At 50.8% G+C, this 22359-nt stretch carries 16 protein-coding genes; 7 read left to right on the top strand and 9 right to left on the bottom strand.

Features of this window, described 5'->3' with window-relative positions; genetic code table 11:
• Positions 1-156: 156 nt before the first annotated feature.
• Positions 157-1335: a M28 family peptidase gene (locus tag OXH16_21100; GenBank protein MCY3683906.1), complete on the top strand. Its 1179-nt coding sequence runs from the start codon at positions 157-159 to the stop codon at positions 1333-1335.
• On the opposite strand, the gene OXH16_21095 is transcribed toward OXH16_21100, so the two are convergent.
• On the bottom strand, positions 1328-3271 hold the full coding sequence (locus OXH16_21095) for a TRAP transporter permease (GenBank protein ID MCY3683905.1): 1944 nt from the start codon (positions 3269-3271) through the stop codon (positions 1328-1330). The two genes, OXH16_21100 and OXH16_21095, sit on opposite strands and share 8 nt — an antisense overlap.
• 2 nt (positions 3272-3273) lie before the next feature.
• Complete coding sequence (locus tag OXH16_21090) at positions 3274-4272, bottom strand: TAXI family TRAP transporter solute-binding subunit (protein MCY3683904.1); 999 nt, start codon at positions 4270-4272, stop codon at positions 3274-3276.
• Between the two features lie 178 nt (positions 4273-4450).
• On the opposite strand from OXH16_21090, the gene OXH16_21085 reads away from it, so the two are divergent.
• From OXH16_21085 to OXH16_21070, 4 genes are read left to right on the top strand one after another with little or no spacing between them, the layout of a single operon-like run.
• Entirely contained in the window at positions 4451-5434 is a 984-nt protein-coding gene (locus tag OXH16_21085; protein ID MCY3683903.1) for a tetratricopeptide repeat protein, read from the top strand.
• Positions 5435-5437: 3 nt separating this feature from the next.
• Positions 5438-6001 carry a cyclic nucleotide-binding domain-containing protein gene (locus tag OXH16_21080; GenBank protein MCY3683902.1) on the top strand — a complete coding sequence of 188 codons (564 nt, stop codon included), beginning with the start codon at positions 5438-5440 and terminating at the stop codon, positions 5999-6001.
• Entirely contained in the window at positions 5998-7287 is a 1290-nt protein-coding gene (gene eno / locus OXH16_21075) for a phosphopyruvate hydratase (GenBank protein ID MCY3683901.1), read from the top strand. The genes OXH16_21080 and eno overlap by 4 nt, the downstream gene beginning before the upstream one ends.
• Before the next feature lie 11 nt (positions 7288-7298).
• Entirely contained in the window at positions 7299-8027 is a 729-nt protein-coding gene (locus OXH16_21070; protein MCY3683900.1) for a YkgJ family cysteine cluster protein, read from the top strand.
• Between the two features lie 22 nt (positions 8028-8049).
• On the opposite strand, the gene OXH16_21065 is transcribed toward OXH16_21070, so the two are convergent.
• The 4 genes from OXH16_21065 to OXH16_21050 all read right to left on the bottom strand — a co-directional run bounded on the left by OXH16_21065 (position 8050) and on the right by OXH16_21050 (position 14172).
• Complete coding sequence (locus OXH16_21065) at positions 8050-8991, bottom strand: D-2-hydroxyacid dehydrogenase (protein MCY3683899.1); 942 nt, start codon at positions 8989-8991, stop codon at positions 8050-8052.
• 119 nt (positions 8992-9110) lie between these two features.
• Positions 9111-10799 carry an ankyrin repeat domain-containing protein gene (locus OXH16_21060; GenBank protein MCY3683898.1) on the bottom strand — a complete coding sequence of 563 codons (1689 nt, stop codon included), beginning with the start codon at positions 10797-10799 and terminating at the stop codon, positions 9111-9113.
• Between the two features lie 142 nt (positions 10800-10941).
• Entirely contained in the window at positions 10942-13317 is a 2376-nt protein-coding gene (locus OXH16_21055; protein ID MCY3683897.1) for an ABC transporter permease, read from the bottom strand.
• A 6-nt stretch (positions 13318-13323) separates the two neighbouring features.
• Positions 13324-14172: an aldo/keto reductase gene (locus OXH16_21050; protein MCY3683896.1), complete on the bottom strand. Its 849-nt coding sequence runs from the start codon at positions 14170-14172 to the stop codon at positions 13324-13326.
• Between the two features lie 168 nt (positions 14173-14340).
• On the opposite strand from OXH16_21050, the gene OXH16_21045 reads away from it, so the two are divergent.
• Complete coding sequence (locus OXH16_21045) at positions 14341-15576, top strand: MFS transporter (protein MCY3683895.1); 1236 nt, start codon at positions 14341-14343, stop codon at positions 15574-15576.
• Positions 15577-15621: 45 nt separating this feature from the next.
• Here the strand turns inward: OXH16_21045 and OXH16_21040 are convergent, their stop codons facing one another.
• Complete coding sequence (locus OXH16_21040) at positions 15622-16560, bottom strand: PP2C family protein-serine/threonine phosphatase (GenBank protein ID MCY3683894.1); 939 nt, start codon at positions 16558-16560, stop codon at positions 15622-15624.
• Positions 16561-16625: 65 nt separating this feature from the next.
• On the bottom strand, positions 16626-18821 hold the full coding sequence (locus OXH16_21035; protein MCY3683893.1) for a glycoside hydrolase family 127 protein: 2196 nt from the start codon (positions 18819-18821) through the stop codon (positions 16626-16628).
• 176 nt (positions 18822-18997) lie between these two features.
• On the opposite strand from OXH16_21035, the gene OXH16_21030 reads away from it, so the two are divergent.
• Positions 18998-19630, top strand: coding sequence for a peroxiredoxin (locus OXH16_21030; GenBank protein MCY3683892.1), 633 nt, complete (start codon positions 18998-19000; stop codon positions 19628-19630).
• A 70-nt stretch (positions 19631-19700) separates the two neighbouring features.
• Here OXH16_21030 and OXH16_21025 read toward each other — a convergent pair whose 3' ends face one another.
• Complete coding sequence (locus OXH16_21025) at positions 19701-22148, bottom strand: ABC transporter permease (GenBank protein ID MCY3683891.1); 2448 nt, start codon at positions 22146-22148, stop codon at positions 19701-19703.
• Between the last annotated feature and the right edge of the window lie 211 nt (positions 22149-22359).

The following is a 22359-nucleotide window of genomic DNA, read 5'->3' as shown; positions in this document are numbered from 1 at the left end:
CTACTTTCTCCAGATCAACAAGACTTTGGAAGCCATTTTAAAACGTTTGCGAACTGATTGGTGATTTCAAAAGAATTAATTGAAATTCTATTGTAATTCACTATAATAATAATTTTATATTACAGTAGTTAGCCAAAAGAGTCGTGGAGAAACAAAATGTCTAAAAACAAATCTCTCAAACAACGAGTCGCTACAATTTTAGAAGCCTACGATCAGCAGGGCATTCACCGAACAGGAACAATAGGAGACACGGAAAACGCACACTATTTGGTCGAACAAATAAAAGCAACGGGCCAAAAACCTCTATTGACAAAATTTCGGCATTTGCGCGTTGATCCAATACAGTCGGAGCTTCAAATCGGCAACGACACAATTCAAGGCGTACCCTTTTTTGACGGCACATTTACAGATAAAAATGGCGTAAGAGGGCAGATGGGTGGTCCAGAAGATAACACACCCATAGCAGTGGGACACCACCTGACCAATCGGGGATGGGACAAACCCCAACTTGCCCATGCGCGGAGGCGGAACAAAATCAAAGCCATGATCGCGATATGCAAACGAACCCACTCCGAAGACGTGCGCGGATTGACACCGACCAATGCAGAGAATTTTACAACACCTTTTGGACCGCCCGTATTACAGGTACCAGACAGTGCCGAAGAGCGCATCGCAGAAGCCATATCTGCTAATAAAAAAGCGCGCGTAATTGCCCATGTAGTGCGCACCGAAGTCCAGGCACTGAATGTTGAAACGCGAATACAGGGCAAAAATTCATCTCTATCTCCGCTCGTAGTCATCACTCCGAGAAGTGGCTGGTGGCAATGTGTATCGGAACGCGGAGGTGGAATAGCCTGTTGGCTCGAAATGATCCGCGCCCTCTCTGAACATCAGCCGCAACGAGACGTGTGGTTTGTCGCAAGCACGGGACACGAATTGGGACACCTGGGATTGGATTTCTTCCTCTCGCACCACCGTCCATTGATCAAAGCGGCGCACATCTGGATTCATCTGGGCGCGAATTTTGCGGCTGCAAACTGTCCCATAAGACTTCAAGCGTCGCGCGAGGAATTGGCGCAATTGGCCCATCGAGCCATCGCGGAGACCGGTGTCTCTGCAATTGACTTTACACCTGTTGGCACGCGCCCTGGCGGCGAAGCGCGGAATATCTACGACAGAGGCGGGCAATATATTTCCATCACAGGTCGCAATCGCCTCTTCCATCATCCCACCGACCGCTGGCCCCTTGCAATCGACCTGCAAAAAATTGTACGCCTCATCCAAGCGTTGACCAAACTGACAGTGCAACTGGCCGACTCAGACGATCTTATGTAGCGACGCGTTTTTGCACCAACATCAGAACAAGTAAAATAGCTCCGCCAATCGCGTGACCGACCAGATTCCAATTCTCGGCATTGTCGAAAACCTGCACGATCTTCAAAAAAGAAACGATTTCCTGAAAAGGCCAAAGCAACAGCACCGCTGCCACCAGAAACAAGACGCGGTATAATACACTCAGCGACACCATGTGAAAACCCTCAGAAGCCGCCGCAAAACACAGCAGGCCGAGAAGAGCGGCAATCGCTGTCTCAACAACGCGCCAGGTCTCCCCTTCAAAAAGAATGGGCGTATAGCAAAAAAGCAGAGGAATAAAATAAATACCCTTGGCAATGCGCCACGACTCAAAACCCGTACGCAGCGGATTTGCCCCCGCAATACCCGCAGCGGAATACGCAGCCAGACAAACCGGCGGCGTAACATTGGCATCCTGTGAATACCAGAAAATCAGCAAATGCGCCGCAATCAAACTCACCCCCAGATTGGTCAGCGCAGGCGCAGCCAGCACCGCGAGCACGATATAAGAAGCCGTCACCGGCAAGCCCATGCCCAGAATCAGGGACGCAATGGCAATGAGCACAACAGTAATAAGCACACTGCTTCCGGCAATCGCTGAAATGAGCAAAGAAAATTTGATCCCAACGCCAACCATCAGCACCACACCCACAATAATACCCGCACACAGCAGAATAATACCCGTGGTAATCATATTGTGAGCACCCAGCGCAAGTGCATCGACAATATCTCGGATATTCATGCGCGTATTCTTATTCAACCAACTCGCAACAACAATGCTCGCTGTTCCCGTTGCCGCGGCAAACGTAGGTGTAAAACCGTAGATCAGTGTACCCACCAGCACCACAATAGGAATCGCAAAATGCCAGCCTTCTCGGATCGTATCGCGGATATTTGGGAGTTCCGAAGCAGGCAGGGGCGCAATCCCTCTTTTTCGCGCGCGAAAATGAATAAAAAAAGTAACACTTAAAAAATAGATAAGCGCGGGAATAAAGGACACAGCGACAATGGTCAAATAGGGAATTTGCGTCCACTGACTCATAATAAACGCACCCGCACCCATAATCGGCGGCATGAGTTGACCACCTGTAGATGCCGCCGCCTCGACCGCGCCTGAAAACGTAGGCGAAAAGCCCGTGCGCTTCATCATCGGAATAGTAAGCGAACCCGACCCCACCGTATTCGCCACAGCACTCCCCGAAATTGAACCGAGCATACCACTGGCAAAAACCGCCATCTTTGCCGGCCCGCCCACTGTGCGCCCGAGCAGCGCGAGCGCCAGACGAATCATAAAATCGCCCGCACCCGAACGCAGGAGAAACGCGCCAAAAAGCACAAAAAGCGCGACAAAAGTAGATGAAATAGTCGCAATCGTCCCAAAAATACCATCGGGTGCGAAATACATGCGATACAACAAGCGCGGAAATGACACACCGGGAAACGCCCATATACCCGAAATATACCGCCCCCAAAAAAGCGCGTACGTGAGAAATACAAGCGCGAGCAGCGGAATAAAAAAACCGGTCGTACGGCGGGTAATCTCGAGCAAAAGGAGAATCGCGATACCCGCAAAAATGAGATCCGCCGTATTCGGCACCTCATTGCGGGCGTGCAGCGCATCCTCAAAAAACACGAGATAAAGGGCGGTGACGAGAGAGAGAACGGCAAAAATATAATCGAGAATCAGCGTGCGCGAGGCATAGCGCGAAGAAACGGGATAAAGCAGATATCCCAAAAAAAGAATGAAGGCATAATGGGTGGCATTGCGCTGCAATTCGGGCAAAACGCCCAGCGTATTGCTCCACAGGTGAAACAGAGACAGGCAGACCCCCACAACAACGACCAGCACCTGATGCCTGCCAGTAAGCACGCGATGGGGTGTACTCACTTCGCCGCCCTGTTCAAATTCGGAATTCAAACCTATTCCCCTATCAGAGACGGCGAAATATCGATACCCTTCTCGCTATAATAGCGCGCGGCACCCGCATGCAGGGGAACAGCCAGGCCCATCGTGGCTTTCTCGAGAGACATTGCGAGCGTGGCCTTGTGGATATTTTGAATCTCCTCTAAATTCTCATAAATAGTTCTTGTAATCTCATAGACCACATCCTCGGGCAAATCTGCTCTACACGCCAAAAAATTGGGTTGTGCAATCGTCTCAATCGCTTCGGACTGCCCGGGATACGTATTGGCCGGAATAATATAGCGCGTCCACATGGGAAACACATTTTGGATCGCCGCGAGATGATCATCGCTAAAAGCAAGCACAGAAACCCCGTCCGCACCGAGCTGAGCAAAAGCCTGCGTCACAGCAGCCACGGGCGGACCAGCCGAAAGCGTCGCCCCTGCAATACGGCCGTCAATCATAGCCTGAGCAGACGGACTATAACCCAAATACTCAGACGTAAAATCCTCATCCGGAGAAATATTAAGCGCTGCGAGAATAGTTCGCGTCGCACCTTCTGTGCCACTGCCGCGTTTGCCAATAACGTATTTGCGGCCGAGTTTTCTCAAGTCCTCAACAGTACCTGTTTTGGCATCGGACGCCCGAAGTATAAAATGCTCGACATTCTCCCATAGCAGGGTAATAGACCGGAGATCTCTAACCGCTTGCCCCTGATAAGTCCTCTCTCCGCGATAAGCCATCGCACCGTACAAACCCAGCAAAATCGCCAGATGTGCCTCTCGATTGACCAGCATCTGAATATTCTCGGCCGACCCTGCAGAATTGATAGCTGCGACCACAATTTTGGGCTGTAGCTTCTGTGTAATCGTCGTACTCAGCGCAACACCCACCGGATAATACGTACCGCCGGGCGTAGCTGTTGCAACAATCAAATTCTGCGTCTGCATCCTCTCCTGCGGTGCTCCACAGGAGATACAAAACAAAAAAACAAGAAGGAAATAGATACGCGACATGAAAGACCTCATACTAAAAAAGTGAAGGATGACAGGAGTAACTATAGCAGTTAGGTGGTTGGGCAGGGTTCGTCTATTCTTATTTTATACCCGCCCGCCTATATGCGTCAAGGGAAAACACCTTTGCATCTTGACAACCCCTGTCGCGATTTCTATACTTCCCCTGAGGAGTAGCTCTATGGACAACACGCGTACAATACTCTTTTGCACACTCGCATCCGTCATGCTCTTGTCTGGCTGTGCACAGTATCGGGCGTATCGCCATTTAGACCGCGCGATTGCCCTCGAGGCCAATGGCGATCGCGAAACAGCACTGGCGATATTTCAGGCTGCTGTGGATATTTGTCCTGAAGACGCGGTTTTGCGGCGGTGGTTGGGCAGGGCATATCTGAGGCGCAGCCAATACGACGCAGCGAGAACCGAATTTGAAACTGCGCTCGGATTTGCTCCCAATTATATGATCTTGTACCGTGACCTCGCAATCGTCAACGAAGCACTTGAGAGACCAGACGCCGCTATCGCGTGGTTGGAAAAAGCCATATCGCAGGTGCCCGCGCACCGGGAATCTTACCGCGACCTCATCCGTCTTTATCTGGCCCACGACCAGTTGAGCGAAGCACAATCCCTATTGGAAACAGTTGTCGAACAATGGCCAAAAGCGATGTGGGCACATTTTCAACTGGGCGGTCTCTATATGGTATTAAAATGGCCTGAGCGCGCCGAAGAAGCTTATGTACAGGTGCTGAATATTGAACCCAAAAACGACAACGAAGCAGAAATACAAGCACGCACGCACGGCGAATTGGGCAATGTCTATTACGAGCGCAAAAACTATAAGCGCGCCGAAGAATACTACAAAAAAGCACTGGAACTCAACCCCCTCGACGACAGCAGCCTGAACAATCTCGCCTGGATATACGCCATCCAGGGAATACACCTGCGCGAAGGTATTCGCCTATCGCGGCGGTCTTTGCGCCTGCGCCCACACACGCCATCCTACCTGGACACACTGGCCGAATTGCATTACCAGATGGGCAACACCGAACGCGCCATCTTCATCATCCGCCAGGCCATTGCATTGGACCCAGACAACCCAGAAGTGCGCGCCCATCTCCATCGACAACTCGCCAAATTTATTTCTGGCGGACGGGGAAAGGTCTAAAAAATGGAGAATAAGTCTACGAATTTCCAGGACCCCGAATGGGGCAACATGACACTGCGTGGCAATAAGCAAGAAAATTTACCGGAGATTCTCGCCCGGCTCGCGCTATTCGATACATTGACCCGCCAGGAATTGCACACCATCGAACGCATTGTGCATCGCAGACGCTTTGTCCCTGGCGAAATAATCCCAACACCGAGGTCGGGTTTATTTGTCCTCGTATCCGGCGTCGTACACGTCATTCAACGTCGCTCCAATGGCGAACAGACCGTACTCGATACCCTGAGAGCAGGCGAATTGGTAGGCGAAATCGTGCCATTGGACGATACACAACCTGCGACCTCTATTCTATCAGCCGAACGGAGTGAACTGGTCGGATTCTTCCGCACTGATCTGGTCGATTTGATAAACACGCATCCCCGGATGGGATTCAAAATTCTCTGCCGTCTGGCACAAATCATGTCCCACCGCATGCAACATGCGATGACCGACCTGCGAAAAATACGCAGAACATTGATGAAAATGGAAAACACATCACCAACACCAGAGGAGGAAGTCGGAATATGACGAAGATTGAGGCGGTTCACGCCCGTGAAATATTGGACTCGAGGGGAAATCCAACTGTCGAAGCGGATGTGCGCCTGAGTTCTGGCATTATCGGCCGCGCAGCCGTACCCTCGGGGGCTTCAACAGGCGTACACGAAGCTGTGGAAATGCGCGATGGACAAACGCGCTATTTGGGCAAAGGCGTGAAAAAAGCGGTTCAAAATGTCAATGATAAAATTGCCAGAGCCGTTGTTGGTCTTGACCCATCAGATCAAATAAAAATCGATCAGATCATGCGCGATGTCGATGGCACACCCAACAAGGGCGCAATCGGCGCAAACGGCATCCTGGGTGTTTCTCTCGCGGCGGCCAAAGCCGCTGCGGCAGCTTATGGCATGCCCCTCTATCGCTATATCGGCGGAGCCTCGGCGTGTCAATTGCCCGTACCAATGATGAATATTTTGAATGGCGGCGCGCATGCCGACAGCAGTGTTGACCTCCAGGAATTTATGGTCATGCCCGCAGGTGCTGAAAATTTTGCCGAGGGCTTGCGCGCAGGTGCTGAAATTTTTCACGCATTGCGCGACGTACTCAAAAAAGCGGGTTATAGCACGGGCGTAGGAGATGAAGGAGGGTTTGCGCCGAGTTTGGGTTCCAATGACGAAGCACTCGACATCATTGCCGAGGCAATCAAAAATGCCGGCTATGTACTGGGCGACGATATCTTGCTGGCACTGGACCCCGCATCGAGTGAATTTTACGACGGTGAACACTACGTATTCAAAAAATCGGACGGATCCAAACGGTCTTCGGCTGATATGACCGCATTTTGGAAAGACTGGACGAGCCGGTATCCCATTATCTCCATCGAAGACGGGTTGGACGAAGACGATTGGGCTGGATGGGCCACACTAACGGCCGAATTGGGCGACCGCGTTCAACTGGTTGGCGACGATCTATTTGTCACCAACACAACGCGCTTAAAACGCGGAATTTCAGAAAAAGTGGGCAATTCCATACTCATCAAAGTCAATCAAATTGGAACCCTGACCGAGACATTGGAAGCTATTGAAACGGCCAAACGCGCGGGATATACAGCCGTCATCTCGCATCGCTCGGGAGAAACCGAAGACACCACCATTGCCGATATTGCCGTGGGCACCAATGCCGGACAAATCAAAACCGGATCGGCATCGCGTTCGGACCGCATTGCAAAATACAATCAATTGCTGCGTATCGAAGAAGAACTGGGCGACACCGCTATCTATCCCGGACGAAACGCATTTTACAATATCGACATCTCTTAAAGGCCCCAAAAGTGCGTAATTCCTTACTACAAATCGCATCGCCAATTTTACCCGAAGAGACCCGCGCGCGCTTAAACGCAGTGTACGCACAGATCCCCGCTGTATCGTGTGCAGGTTGCGATGCACCGGGAAGCTGCTGCGAGCTAACAGATGCCGAATACAATGACGACTTTGCAACCATGTATCCACTCTACGCCGTCGAATACCTCAACATCATAGATTATGTGCGCTCCCACTTTGACCCCAACAAACAGCGTGAACTGCTAAACACAGTCGAAGAACGCCCGCGCCGTTGTCCGTTCTTAACACCCGAAGGCGGCTGCTCAATCCATCCGGCGCGTCCCTTAACCTGTCGCACCTACGGTATTTTGAACCAGGTATCGCAAGTCAACGCCACGGCTGAATCCGCACGCGACCAGGTACCCTATCAATGGATATCATCCTTCTTATCCACAGAGCGATACACCGTATGTCCAAAAACAAAATTACAAGAAACCGACAAAGTCGATGCACACATGAAAGCAATGGTATCCATGGAATACGAGCGCGAATTGATCTATCTATCTGACACACTCAAATGGTTGGATGCAGACCGCCGAGAACTATTCCAGCAAATAACAAAAAAAAGCCACCCCACGCGGTGGACGTGGGGTGGCTTTAACGCCCTCACCCAAAAACCATTAAAGTGGGTAAAACGCCACTTTGCAAATCTCTGGAAAGCCTCTTTTTTGGGAGAATAAGTAGTATTTACAATCCCCGCACCTAATACCCCTTCACCTTATCCACCACATTCTGCAGTGCCTCACCCTTCACATACCTGTGCAAATTATCCACAAACCGCACCATAGCGCGCCTCCGAATATGTTGCGAAGACCCCGCGCTATGCGATGTCAAAATCACATTGGGTTCGGTCCACAGCGGACTATCTTCCGGACATGGTTCCGTATAAGTCACATCCAGCCCAATACCCGCCAATTTGCCCGACCGCAGTGCCGCGACCATAGCCTCCTCATCCACCACCTTTCCCCGGCTGACATTCACGAGCAAACTCCCCTCCATCAACCGATCAAACATCTCACCCGATAGCATCTTATGCGTTTCAGCCGTACTGGGACAACACACCATAATCACATTGGATTGCGACATAAGTTCGGGTAAATAATCCATCTTTTCCAACTGATCCACAGAATCGGGACACGCCATATCCTCAGGATCAACAGCAATAACCCGAAACTCAAACGCCTTTGCGCGGTCTGCAATCGCCCGGCCGATACCCCCCAAACCAATAATACCCATCGTCATACCCGCCAGTTCCAAACACGGCACGCGCTCCCAGTGCTTGCGCTTCATAAACGCCAACTGCGTGTGAATCTGCCGCGTCAACGCCAGCAAAAGTGCAAACCCATGCTCTGCAATCTGAGGACCGAACAATCCCCCCGCATTGGTCAACACAATATCGCTATTCTTAAATTTTTCATACAAATGCCCTTCGGCACCCGCATGGGGTTGCTGAACCCACTTCAACGCATCTGCGTGATCAAAATCGGATTCCGAAAGCCGGCCAAAAAGCACTTCCACGCCCGATAAATAATCAGCCTGCTTTTCCCCCTCCGGCAAAAAAATCACCTCAACCTCAGAAGGCGCACCTTCTAACAGTGCCTCAACATCCTCTGAATACCGACTGCCAATCAACGTGCGAACCATGCCTATCTCCTTTTGATCTTACCGATGGCTAAATCAACCTCTGGTCTTTAGCCCTCATGGTACAAAAAGAAAACGCCACCGCAAAGCATTTCCGATGGCGTTTTCGACGATATTCATTTTCAAAGATACCGTCTGATGAGATCGGCAATATCCCCATACCCTTTTTTCTCTGCCCAGGCGAGTGGTGTTGCCCAATCAGCACCTGCCAGTGTGGGATCGGCACCGCGCTCGAGATAGAGACGCGCGAGATCGTATTTGCCCCATCGCGCAGCCCAGCCAAGCGGCGAAGATTGCAAAAGCTCATCAATCACATCGAGATCTGCACCATAGTCGAGCAGAATTGTCGCAAAAGCGACGCGCTCGGCTTCGGTCATAATCACCTCTCCCCACACAACACCGCACGCCGCCATGTGATGGGCGAGGCGATACCCGAAACGCCCGACCAGATTGGGACTGACGCCGTGATCGAGAATCATGCGAAAAATCTCGGGATAGACCGTACGGTCAAAATCTCGGAACTTGCGATGTGGGTGCGTGCGCCACAGGCGAATTGGTTGCTCGAGCAAACCAAACCAGCGACCGTCATCGGGAGCCCATTCGAGTTGACGCAGACACATCCCCACAATATTGGGATCACCCCCACAGCCAGCAGCCCACAAAAGCCTCTCCGCAAGCGAAGAATCATTGTGAAGCGCAACAGCAGCGGCAGACGTCTCGCCTTCAAGCCCAGCAGTGATATGATCCAAAACCCCACCGTATCTAAACAGCAAACCCTTCATCTTATCGTCGCGATTATTATACGCAGCCGCTATGGGATTGCCACTCCCGTAAAGACTCGCATTGGGATCGGCACCGCGCTCGAGCAGAAGCTCGGCAATCTCATACTGCGAATGACCTGCCGCATGAGCCAGCGGTTGGCCCCATGAATAGGGTTTGGTCTCATAGTGGTGAAGTTGGTATTTGTCATCGGGATCGAGCCCCAGATCCAGCAGCATACGCACCATATCGAGATTGTCATTTTGCACAGCGATCTGTAAAAGACCGTCTCGCTCGCTATCATTGGACTGAAAGCGTTCGGGATGTTGTCTCTCATACTCGCGAACAAAACCAAAATCCCCAAGCGCGACAGCAGACTCAAGCGATTGTTCGCAGCCAGCCTGAAGAAGAATACCCGCACAAATCAAACACCCCTCGTTGAGCGGCCTGTTGCGACCGCGAATATTGTGAACAGCACCGTCCAGGGGCGATTGACCCTCGGGGGTAAGATGCGTGATATCCGCACCGCGCTTGAGCAGATATTGAACAAGCTCATAATTTCCAAGAGATGCACCAGTGTGAATCACGCTACCGCCATTGCGATGGCAGGCGTCGATCAAATCGGGATTCTTATAGAGAATTTCCACTGTCTCCATCATCCGCCCCTCGCGAATAGCCTCAAAAAGCGCGTCATTCTCCTCTGTAATCGCGATATTCTTACACGCGGCGAGTTTGCGTTTCTCATCTTCCTCTCGCAAAATCTGAACAATATCATCCATACCGCGTTCATCCGCCATGGTAAGCGCGTCCGTAGCATCGCGATGGGGATAAATACCCGACGTGTGATCTGCACCCGCCTCCATAAGAACGCGCACCGCATCCGCATGCTGATTCATAACCGCGTAGTGAATGGCGAGATGCTCGTTGTTTTCGGCCATATGCACATTGACCAGATCGGGTTGCACATCGAGAATCTGACGAATCCTGACGACATCGCCCTCACTTGCCGCTTCGCATAAATCGGCGACTTGATAAGTTCCATTTGTATCCATGTCGGTTCCTTTCCCGAATGTCAGTACACAACATCTCCACGTTTTCTATTATAAAAATTATAGTGAACATTTGTATATCTGTCAAGGGAAGTTCTGCATCACTGATTGTATTGGCGCATAATGGATTTCAACCTTTTTTTGCTTATTCACATCGCAATATATCAACGGGATTGGTACGCGCTGTTTTCCAGGCGAGACATCCTGCTGTCAAAACAGCTATAACAAGCAGGATCACTATACTCAAAAGAAACGGCCAAACCGCGAGATCAATCTGATAGGCAAAATTCTGCAACCAATCTCGCATCAAAAAATATCCAACCGGACCCGCAAGCACACTCGCGAACACAGCGAGCCTGGCAAAATCCCGGCTAATCAAAACGACGAGATGGGATGCCGAAGCACCCAGCACCTTGCGAATACCAATTTCTCGGGCACGCTGTTCAGCGGCAAAAGCCGCCAGCCCCGCCAGCCCCAGACAGGCCAGCACAATGGCAACAATTGCAGACCGCGTAAAAATGTGCCCCTGGCGTTGTTCTCGTCGGTATTTAGAATCGATATAATCGTCAATAAAAAAGTATTCAAAAGGCCGCGTCGGGATAAAATGCGACCAGGTCTCTTCGACAAAAGCCATCGTCTCCCGAATACGGTCTGGTTTAATCTTGAGATGCAAGTACTTCAAATCCGCACCCGCTGCAGACAAAACCACAGGCCCCAAAGGCTCTCTCAGAGAACGCACATGAAAATCTCCCATCACGCCAATAACCTGCGCAGGTCTCTCCCCAATCATCAGCGTATGTCCCAAAGGATCTGCCCAACCGAACCGCTTCACAGCAGTCTCGTTTATCACCACCTGCATCGCGGCCGCGTTCTCTCTCACCTGCTCGGCATAAGCCTGCGAAAAACTTCGACCCGCAAGCATCGGAATATTATAACAGGTGAGAAAATTCTCATTCGCCCGAAAAACGCGCACTTCAACCTCGCGGTCAGGCATGTCAATATCCGATGCAAAACGCCGGCTCGGCCAACTGTGTCCGGGCAAATCCAGACTCGTACCCGCTACAATAATATTGGGATGCTGAAGAAAACGCTGTTTGACCGCATTGTATTGACCATTTAAGTGAATTTGCTCCGCATCCGGACCAAAAACTTTCACCACGACAATCTCATCGCGATCAAAACCCAAATATTTGCCGCGGACCAGATCCATTTGCTGATAGACCACGAGCGTAGATGCAATAAGAATAGCAGACACGGCAAATTGCACCACCACGAGACCTTTCCGTAGCCAGAGATCTCCCGGAAACCTGTTGCGCAGCCCCTTCAATACATCGACGGGCTGCTGCGCCGAAAGATAAAAAGCGGGATAACTCCCCGAAACCAGAGCAGTAATCAGCGCAATACACACAATCCACCAAACATGATCAAAAATATTGAAAACAAGCGGTTGCCCCATCAGACCTGAAAATTGGGGCAAAAGCAACACCGTCAATCCAAAAGACACGGGTAGAGCAACCCCGGTAAACAACACAGACTCGCACAAAAACTGCCCCATAATATGCTGCCTGCGCGCCCCCACAACCTTGCGCAGACCAATTTCGCGTGCGCGAATAGCTGAACGCGCAGTCGCCAGATTCATAAAATTGATACAGGCAATGAGCAAAATACCCACACCCAGAACAGATAGGGGATAGAGATCGCGGACATCCCGATACGGCATCCCCGAATCACCTGTAAAACCCGCCAGATCAATCCTGGAATACAGATGGATGCGCGGCAAAGCCTGGAGATGATAAGTCGCACCCTGAGACTCCGAAGGAAAGCGCTCAGCAATTGCATGCTCAAGAGCCTCAACATCTGCATTGGGACGCAAACGCACGTAAATCGGCGCAGCGCGTATCGCCCAGTTATCGGACCCAAAAAAAGTCACACTATCAAACTCCAACCGCGTATTGGGAGGACGGTCTTTCATCACGGCAACAACCGTAAACACCTGCTGATAGGTCTCGCGCTGCACCTCCACAGTGCGACCGATAGGATCTTTATGACCATAGAGCTTATTGGCAACACCCTGCGTTAAAACAATGGACGCATCTCGGCGTTTGAGCGCAGCAGCATCCCCTCGAATAATATCCAGACCAAAGAAATCCACAACATCTCCATCAACCGGACACAGGCGCTGTTGAAACAATCGGTCCTCCGCGCGAAACCAGGACGTAATGCGGCGGAACTGAACAACAGCCTCGACCTCGGGATATTCATCGCGCAAATGCACGGCAATCTCTGAAGAAAGAGCGCCGCGCCATTCGACTTGCCCCCGCGCGTCTATATCCCTCTTCATAATCCGATAAACCCGGTCGGCATGGGGTCGAAAGGCATCGTAGCTCATCTCATAGCGAATAGAAAGCATAATGAGCACAGCACACGTCAATCCAATGGCCAGACTGCTCAGACTGATAAACGCATAGAACTTGTGACGCATTGCGTTGCGAATCGCAACTGTCAGAAAATTGTAGAACATGGAAACTCAGGGAAAGCGACCAGCGTGTTGATAGACGCGGTCTCCGTGTGCCATAAGCATCTCATTCTCTTCTGGCGCAGGTGCCCGCCAATCATCCAACAGTGAAAAATCGTGCTCAAGCTCCGCCCGATCGTTGGGCGCTGCAATCGCAATGGCAACAGAGGGATAGGCCAGTGCAAAGCGGTACCACTCTCTTGCGGGCGGCGGTATAAAATTGGGAGGATCATCCGGGGTGGGCTTCATCAAAGCGCCCCAGCGCAGACAGGTATAAACAACCACCGGAATATTGCGCGGATCGGTCAAAGGGAACACATCCTCCTCTGCCCCCCGGTGGGCGGCATTGTACCGGAGCATAAGCATATCCAGAGGACGAGATTCTACCTGTTCAGGCGCGCGGAGATCACCCGTAGCAATGCGCGCCGCCATATTGCGCTGGTGGCTGGTAAGACCCAGAAATCGCACCTTGCCCTGCTCGCGGGCGCGAGCCATAGCTTCATAAGCACCGCCTCTGGACGCGATCTCGCACCATTCGCCCTCGCTCTCCACATAGTAAAAAGTCACAACATCTATATAATCGGTATTCAGCTCTTTCAACGCATCTTCAAGCTCCCGTTCAGCACCTGAAACAGTACGGGATTTAAGCTGCCATGCCAGTACAATCTCCTCCCGCTCTGCCCCCATACCCGCAACAGCGCTACTCAAACCATCGGGACGACCGCACCAGTTGAGATAATTGACACCGCGCTCAACCGCATAATACACATCGGCAGGTGACAAATGGGTATTGCCCCTCGTAGCCAGACCAAGGCGACAAAGAGGCAGAGTATTCTGGTCAAATTGAAAAGTACGTCGCATGGATTTCTCCCGAGATTGTTCAACGCGAAAATACTGAACACATGTATAGTTTTAATTCGAGCAAATGTCAAGGGCAAACACATAGATTTTAGCGATGTGTTGACATCGGGCGTAAGATAGCTATAATCATGTCCAAATTTGACATAATTTTTGCGAACGGGAATCCTATTGACCAAACATAATCCCTATGAAGCATTTCGCATCAGGGAATTTCGGTTATACGCGCTGGGCTGGTTTGCCGCATTGGTCGGTACGCAGATTCAGAGTGCCGCCATAGGATGGGAAATGTACGCGCGCACCGGGCAGGCACTCGCGCTGGGCCTGGTGGGTCTGGCAATTGCATTGCCCACAATGATCCTCGCACTCCCCGCGGGTTATCTCGCCGACCGCTTTAACCGGCGCACAGTCATGATGTTGAGCTTGACCGGCACGACCCTGACCTCTCTGGGCCTTGCCGCAGTATCGTGGAAACAGGGACCAATTGCCCTGATGTACGCCCTGCTCGTCGTCGATGCCGCAATAACCGTACTCGGTGCGCCAGCACGGCGGGCAATCATACCCCAATTGGTACCGCGCGGGATATTTCCCAATGCCGTAGCATGGAGTATGAGCTTGATGCAAATGGCGTGGGTAGTGGGACCCATGATCGGAGGCCTGATTGCCGCAGTTTATGTACCTGCAGCGTACCTGGCAAGTGCCGGATGTACGGGATGGTTTCTATTGATACTATCCCGATTGCGCGTACCGCCCGTAGAACGCGATAAAAACGCAGCGCGGATTTCACCGCTACAAAATCTGATGGGCGGACTGGTATTTTTAAAAAACAACCGCTTGCTATTATCCCTCATGGCACTGGACATGTTTGCCGTGCTCCTGGGCGGAGCCGTATATCTATTGCCAATTTACGCGCAGGACATATTGAAGGTAGGATCAGAGGGATTCGGAATATTGCGATCAGCACCTGCTGTGGGTGCCCTGATAATGGCACTCACACTGGCACACCTGCCCCCGATGAAAAAAGCCGGCAGAAATCTGCTCCTCACCGTAGCCGGATTTGGCGCAGCAACCATTGTCTTCGGAATATCGGAAAACTTCTGGTTGTCATTCGCGATGCTCGTATTGACCGGGGCATTTGACAACGTGAGCATGGTCATTCGACACACACTCGTACAGTTAATCACACCCGATGCAATGCGCGGCAGGGTATCGGCTGTAAACGGGGTATTTGTCAGCGCGTCAAATGAACTGGGCGGCCTCGAATCTGGAGGCGTAGCGGAATTGTACGGACCTGTATTCTCAGTCGTAAGCGGCGGCATAGGAACGCTATTAGTTACAGGCATAACAGCAATAGCTTCCCCGAGCTTGAGAAAAGTAGGCGCACTGGATGAAGTAGAGGAAGGATAGTGTGGAAGGAGGGATACTGATCAGACCTGGACCGCAACCCGTGATTTAATGCCGCTTGATAACAACATAACTGATATCGTCATCCGGTCTATTAAACGCGATGAGGTCCTCTTTGATCGCGTAGAAAATTTCTTTGGCAGTCCGGTCTTCGACCTCGCGGAGTTTTTGTTCGAGATAATGCGGTGCGTAAAACTCGCCATTGCGGTGGTGTTCAACCAGACCATCGGTAAAAAGAATGAGAATATCGCCCGCGCCCATTAAATCCCATTCGTTAAGTTCGTACTCTTCCTTAAAACCGAGCACACTCTCATTGATATTGCGATCGATATCGCGTCCAGAGGGAAGCGTACCAATGGGTGGAAAGGCGATCATCCTCTCTTCGGATACTTCGACAATCCCTTTGTGCTTACGCGAATACACCAGCGGCATGGGATGTCCCGCCGACAGAAACTGGAAATGTCCCTCCTGAGATATCTCACCGTAAATCATCGTAATAAATTTGCTGAGACTCGACGAATTGTAAAACCGCGTATTGAGATTTTCAAACAACTTGGCTGTAATATTCCCGTAATAATCCATCTCGTAAATCGCACCCATCAAAAAAGCTTGATGCAGCATCGCCGCGAGAAGCGCGTCCGTAATCTGGTGCCCCGAAACATCGGCTACTGCCACGCCAGCTTTAAAGCGACATTCCTCCAGCTTTTTGACAACATAATCCTGCCCGCGGTCACGGGCTTTTTCTATACGAGCATCGAGATCATAGCGCTTCTTAAAATCGACATACACAATATGATCACCACCCACAATACCGTTGAGCGGAATGGTCTCACCGTAAATATCAACACCGTCGAGCGCGGGTATTTCCCCCGGCAATGGTGTGACGTAGCGGGCAATATCCTGAAAATTATTCAACTCCCCCATGAGCATCTTCATGGAGTCATTCACTTGCTGGAGACCCGTTTCGTCTATCTCATCAAAAGCCATTTATCCTCCCGAAAATTCTCGATCCAAACATAACTCTTGAAAAGTAACCATTTGTCGATCTCAAATCAAGTCAGGCAATCCTCATCCGACAAAATCTTGTACGAAGACATAAACGGCACATAAAAAGAAGCAAACGATTTGGGCCCCGAACCATCGAAAAGCACAGTATCACCAACGAGATCTTTGACAATCCGCTTGCCGCTGCGACTACCACCCGGACGCATGGATTTCATCATCCGCTCGGCCTGTTCCAAAAAGCGTTTATCGCCCGAGTGCTCATAAGCATGACACAGCGCTTCCATTTCTCGAGGACCGCCCGCGCGCCGCTGGAGACTGGGCAATTCCTTGTAAAAAAAGCGGCCATCGGGCATCACACAGTGATCGAGCAAATCGCCCATCTCCGCCACAATAAGTGATGGAATACGACCATCTCCCGTCGCGGTATAATACCGATGCAACGCATTGACCGCTATGGAAATCATAAACGGAACGCGCACCAGCGTATGCGCGGTATAAGGCGCGAGAAAAGCCCCCCACTTTTCTTTCCACTCAATAAATTGCTCGGCAATTCTGCGACACGCATCGAGATACTTTTCTTCCCTCGTCTCAATGTACACAGCAATCAAACCGCGCATCGCCCAGCCAGTCTCGCGGGCTTGCTGCCCTCCAGCGCGAGAAAATTTGGGCGACTCGAGATGGCGGATCATATTATCCGCAATGGAAATCGCCTTTTCGCGAGCCTCCCGTTTACCGGTCATGTGATAATAATCCAGCAACCCCTCGGTCCACTCGTGCGAAGGCGTTACACCGCCCGTCACATGCCCCGCCGTGTGAATGGGTTGCCCACCCATCTTGAGTGGATCGTCGCTATAATGGCAAAAATCCACATCAATCCAGTGTTGTGCAGCCACACAAGCCGCATCTCTAAACCGGCGTTCGCCCGTCTTCGCATAGAGCAAAAACATCGCATGTGGAAAATCGTATTCATTATTGGTCCACACCAACTCCCCTTTGCCGCGCCCCTGCTGCGTGTACCCGTGATCCGGACCATCGCCCCAATGCATCATCCCAAGCCCCTGATTGCGCCCATCGGCCATATTGATAATACTGGCTTCAATATCCCAATTTTTATTCGTGGGAAAAAGATTCTCCCAAACATTCGCTTCGCGATACCACGACTCGGGCAGAATACCGATATCTGGATATTGAAATTGGAGCGATTGTACAACAACATCGTCCAGAGACATCGCAGAAGTGTGAAAATAAAATTGCATGCGATGGGTTTTCGCCACGCCCTGCAAAACCTTGACAGTATCCTGACTCGCGGGATAAATATCCAGATCAATGCCATCTTCGCCAACTGCAATCCCCTTGGGAAAATTTTGATGGGCTTGAAAAGGCGTAACACAAACGCCTTTCTCAGCATCGCACCAGTCTGCCCAGAAATCCCCGTAAAACGTATCAAGCACATGTTCAACAGACTGAAAAACAATCGTCTCAGCATCCAGAAGACGCGCATTCGCACCCTCTGTAAGATCGGTGCGATAATAACCCTCTCCAGTAGCGCATCGCACATCGCCCGCACCCGATGCCGCGAACTTCAGCGCAATCTCTGACACATCAACACTCGCAACCTTCTCTCGATTGATAAACTGATAATCCAGGCGAAGAAAAGGTTTACCCGCCCATGCCTCAATCAGAACGCGCATATCGAACAATGTGCCCGCATCGCCAACGTGTTTACCTGCACATTCGACAAGACTCCGCACGGGACCTGACTCCAGAAGAGTAATCTGGTCAATATTGGCGAGATACGATCCACCTTCTGCACCAGCTATACCAAAAGAAGCATTTGCACCAAACCATTCAATATCATTTACGCGAATCGCCTTAAAAAGATCTGTCCCGCATCCAACATCAACAGAAAGAACACCCGTATCAATGGTATAGATATCTCCCTCGTGCGTCACCGTAGTCCTCTGTTCCAGATCAGGCGAAGTAATACTACCATCAGTCGCAAAAGTGAGATCATGTGCGCGGTTGCCGGGAAGATCAGCCAGAAAATGCGCCATAAGCCACTTGATCGACCCATCGTCCCAGCGCGCTGTAACATCGGTCTGAACCGCTATATCTGTTCCATCATTACAAATACCAAATTGCCCAGAGTCGGTGAGCCGCCCCTGAGCAAATGGAATACCGAGCGAAACGGGTTCGCCAATACGGTCGTACATCGAAAGTTTGTCAAAATGAATTGTAGCCACAATTCCTCCCTTGAGATCATCAAACCAATCTGCGTTTCATCGAATATATTTCAAAGCACCACCTCATGCAACAACGCTATAAACTTGACAGCTTGACGCTATGTGGTTTTGTCTTATATTATCGCCACGCAGTTGGATTCTATCTCCTCCACAATCCAATAGGAAAGGATTACACTATGTCATTGCAATTAGGCGATATTGCCCCCGACTTTACAGCAGAAACCACGGAAGGCACCATCAATTTTCACGAATGGTTGGGTGATGGCTGGGGCATTCTGTTCTCCCATCCGGCTGACTTTACGCCGGTATGCACCACCGAATTGGGTGCCATGGCGAATATCAAAGACGAATTTGACAAGCGCGGCGTCAAAGTCTTAGCCATCAGCGTTGATCCCCTCGAATCCCATGAAGGCTGGATTAGCGACATCAACGAAACGCAAAATGCAACCGTAAATTATCCCATGATCGCCGACCCCGACCGCCAGGTAGCCGACCTCTACGAAATGATCCATCCCAATGCAGATAACACCCTGACCGTGCGTTCGGTATTCGTAATCGGACCCGACAAAACAATCAAACTGATGCTCACCTACCCGGCATCTACGGGCCGCAACTTCGACGAAATCCTGCGCGTAGTCGATTCCCTGCAATTGACAGCCAAACACAGTTTGGCCACGCCAGTGAACTGGCGACCCGGCGAAGACGTGATCATCTCACCCACGGTTACAGACGAAGAAGCCGACGAGCGCTTCCCTGGATACACCGCTGTAAAACCCTATTTGCGCGTCATACAGCAACCCACCGAGTAACCGACCACCCGCAAAAAGCAAAAGGTCTGTGACAAATGTCACAGACCTTTTTTATTTTCACTATCCCAATCTACTCATGCCGTAGTGCTTCCACTGGATTAGACAACGCCGCGCGAAGAGCGTGGAAACTCACAGTAAACAACGCAATCGCCAGGGCAACCGCGCCACTCAACATAAATATCCACCACGAAAGATCCGTGCGATATTCAAAGCCGTCCAGCCAACTTCGCATCGCAAAATACGCAACCGGCCAGGCAAACAGATTTGCAATCAGAACCATAATCGCAAATGTCCTACAAACCAAAATCACAATATTTGATACACTCGCACCCAAAACCTTTCGCACCCCGATCTCTTTCACCCGCTGCTCAACCGTAAATGCCGCAAGGCCAAACAGCCCCATACACGCGAGCAAAATCGCCATCCCCGAAGAGAGCAATGTCAGCTCCTGCACCCGCTGTTCTGCATAGTACATGAATTCAAACTGCTGATCCCACATCATATAGTCAAATGGCTGATCTGCGGGAGCGAACTGCTTCCATGTCTTTTCAAAAAAAGCGAGCGTCTCTTCCATGCCCTCGGCTTTGACCCGCGCGCCCAGATTGTAAAATTGCTGGTGCCGAAGCGTCAGTGCAACAGGACCAATTTTTTCGTGCAACGAACTGTAGTGAAAGTCCTGCACAACGCCAATCACCGTCCCCTTCCGATTTCTCACCCGATCAACCCACTCAAAAGACTTGCCAACAGGATCGTCCCAACCGAGCCGAGCCACCGCCGTTTCATTAATAATAAATGCCTTTGACGTATCTGTGGGAAATGCAATCGGATCAAATTTGCGTCCCTCTACCAGTTCGATTTGAAACACATCGAGATAATCTTCATCGACCTCCAGAAGGGGCATGCGCCAGTCCGTGCCCTCGTGTCCCTCTGCCCGAATGGTTCGGGTAATACCCCCGCCCCATCCAATCCACCAGCGATACGCCGTCACCTCAAGCACATTCGGATGGGCGCGAAAAGCCTCTTTCACCGTGGCATAACGGGCGGCGAGCTTTTGCCCCGGGTCTGATTTTGTTTCTTGATCAAGCACAAAGATGGGCATAAGCACCATATGCTCCACATTAAAACCCAGGTTCTTGTTTCTCATATAATCGAGTTGCCGATAGATCACGCCCGTACTCGCGAGCAAAATAATTGAAATCGCAAATTGCACCACCACCAACCCCTTCCGAATCCACTGCCCCCGAGAACCCGCGCGAAACGCCCCCTTTAGCGTTTCTGTGGGTTCATACGCAGAAAGAAAAAATGCGGGATAAACGCCAGCCAACAGCCCGACAAATACGGCAATACCAATCAAAGAAGTTACAAGAAACGGATCGCTCAACAAATTCAACTCAATCTGCTTGAAGAAAAAGGCATTAAACTCGGGAAGCACGAGTTTGACGGCAACAAGCGCGAGCACAAGCGCGACCAGTGCCGTGAGAACAGACTCGCCCAAAAACTGACCCATCAGTTGTGAGCGATACGCTCCCGACACCTTTCGCAAACCCACCTCGTGTGCCCTGCGAGCCGATTGCGCCGTGGTCAAATTTGTGAAATTGATACATCCAATTGCAAGCACCAGAACTGCAATAGCACCAAATTGATAAACGCGTTCAATATCGCCGTACCAATCCAGACCGTAATCCTGCCTCGAATAGAGATAAATGCGATTGAGAGGCTGGAGGTGATACGCATTTGTGCGTGCGATCTCTGCCCCCATATAGCGATCAATCAATTCGGGAAATTTTGCGGACAGTGCCTTTGGATCCGCCCCTTCTCGCAGCAGAAAATACGTATTGACCGGACGCCAACCATCGGTTGGGATCCAATCTTCCCAGACAATTTTCGCACCTGGGGACGTGAATCCGCCTGTTGAAAAATAATCGATTTCACCGAAGCCGAGTGTAGAATTGAGAGGCACATCTTTTAATATTGCCGTGATGGTGCGCTCGCCTCCGTGGTGATTGCTCTCAGCGGTGATGGTCTTGCCAATCGGATCTTCGTCTCCAAACAACCGCTTTGCCGCCGATTCTGTTATGGCAATCGCATTGGGATTGGGAAATGCAGTTTCGAGATTGCCGCGCACAAATGGGAAATCGAAAATTTCAAACATCTCGGGATCGGCAACACAGAGACCCAGCTCAAACTTTTTTTCGTCCAAACGCACATCTACGGACGACCACGTTATCACGCGCACGGCTTTTTCCACCTCGGGAAAGTCCCGCGCAAGTGTCCGTGCCAGCGCGCCCGACGTAAATGGCAAATAATCCGATTGCCCCCCAGATCGGGTCTCCCGGACCACGCGATAAATCCGATCTCCTTTTGCATGCCAGGCGTCAAAACTCAACTCATCCTGAATATAGAGCACGATCAAAAAACACGTACCCAGACCAATGGCAAGCCCCAGAATATTAATTGCACTAAAGGATTTTTGCCGATTGAGATTTCTCAGTGCGATAACCAGATAATTTCTAAACACGACAACCCGCCTCCGTTACAAATAAAAACTAAAATCGTCACGTACGAGTGTAGCCACGATCTTCAGAACCGTCAAGGTTTAGCATATCATTTCCAATGAAAAACCATCATCCATTGGACACATCTTGATCGCAGATGGTTTCTCTTTAAACACATAATACATTATATTGAGTGATATTCCCCACTCTCCCATACATCCTCTGCCTGATCGA

The organism is Gemmatimonadota bacterium, from assembly GCA_026705765.1.
In the GTDB taxonomy this organism is placed as follows: domain Bacteria; phylum Latescibacterota; class UBA2968; order UBA2968; family UBA2968; genus VXRD01.
The sequence above is the reverse complement of the archived record's forward strand: the minus strand, read 5'-3'. Positions and strand labels throughout refer to the sequence as shown.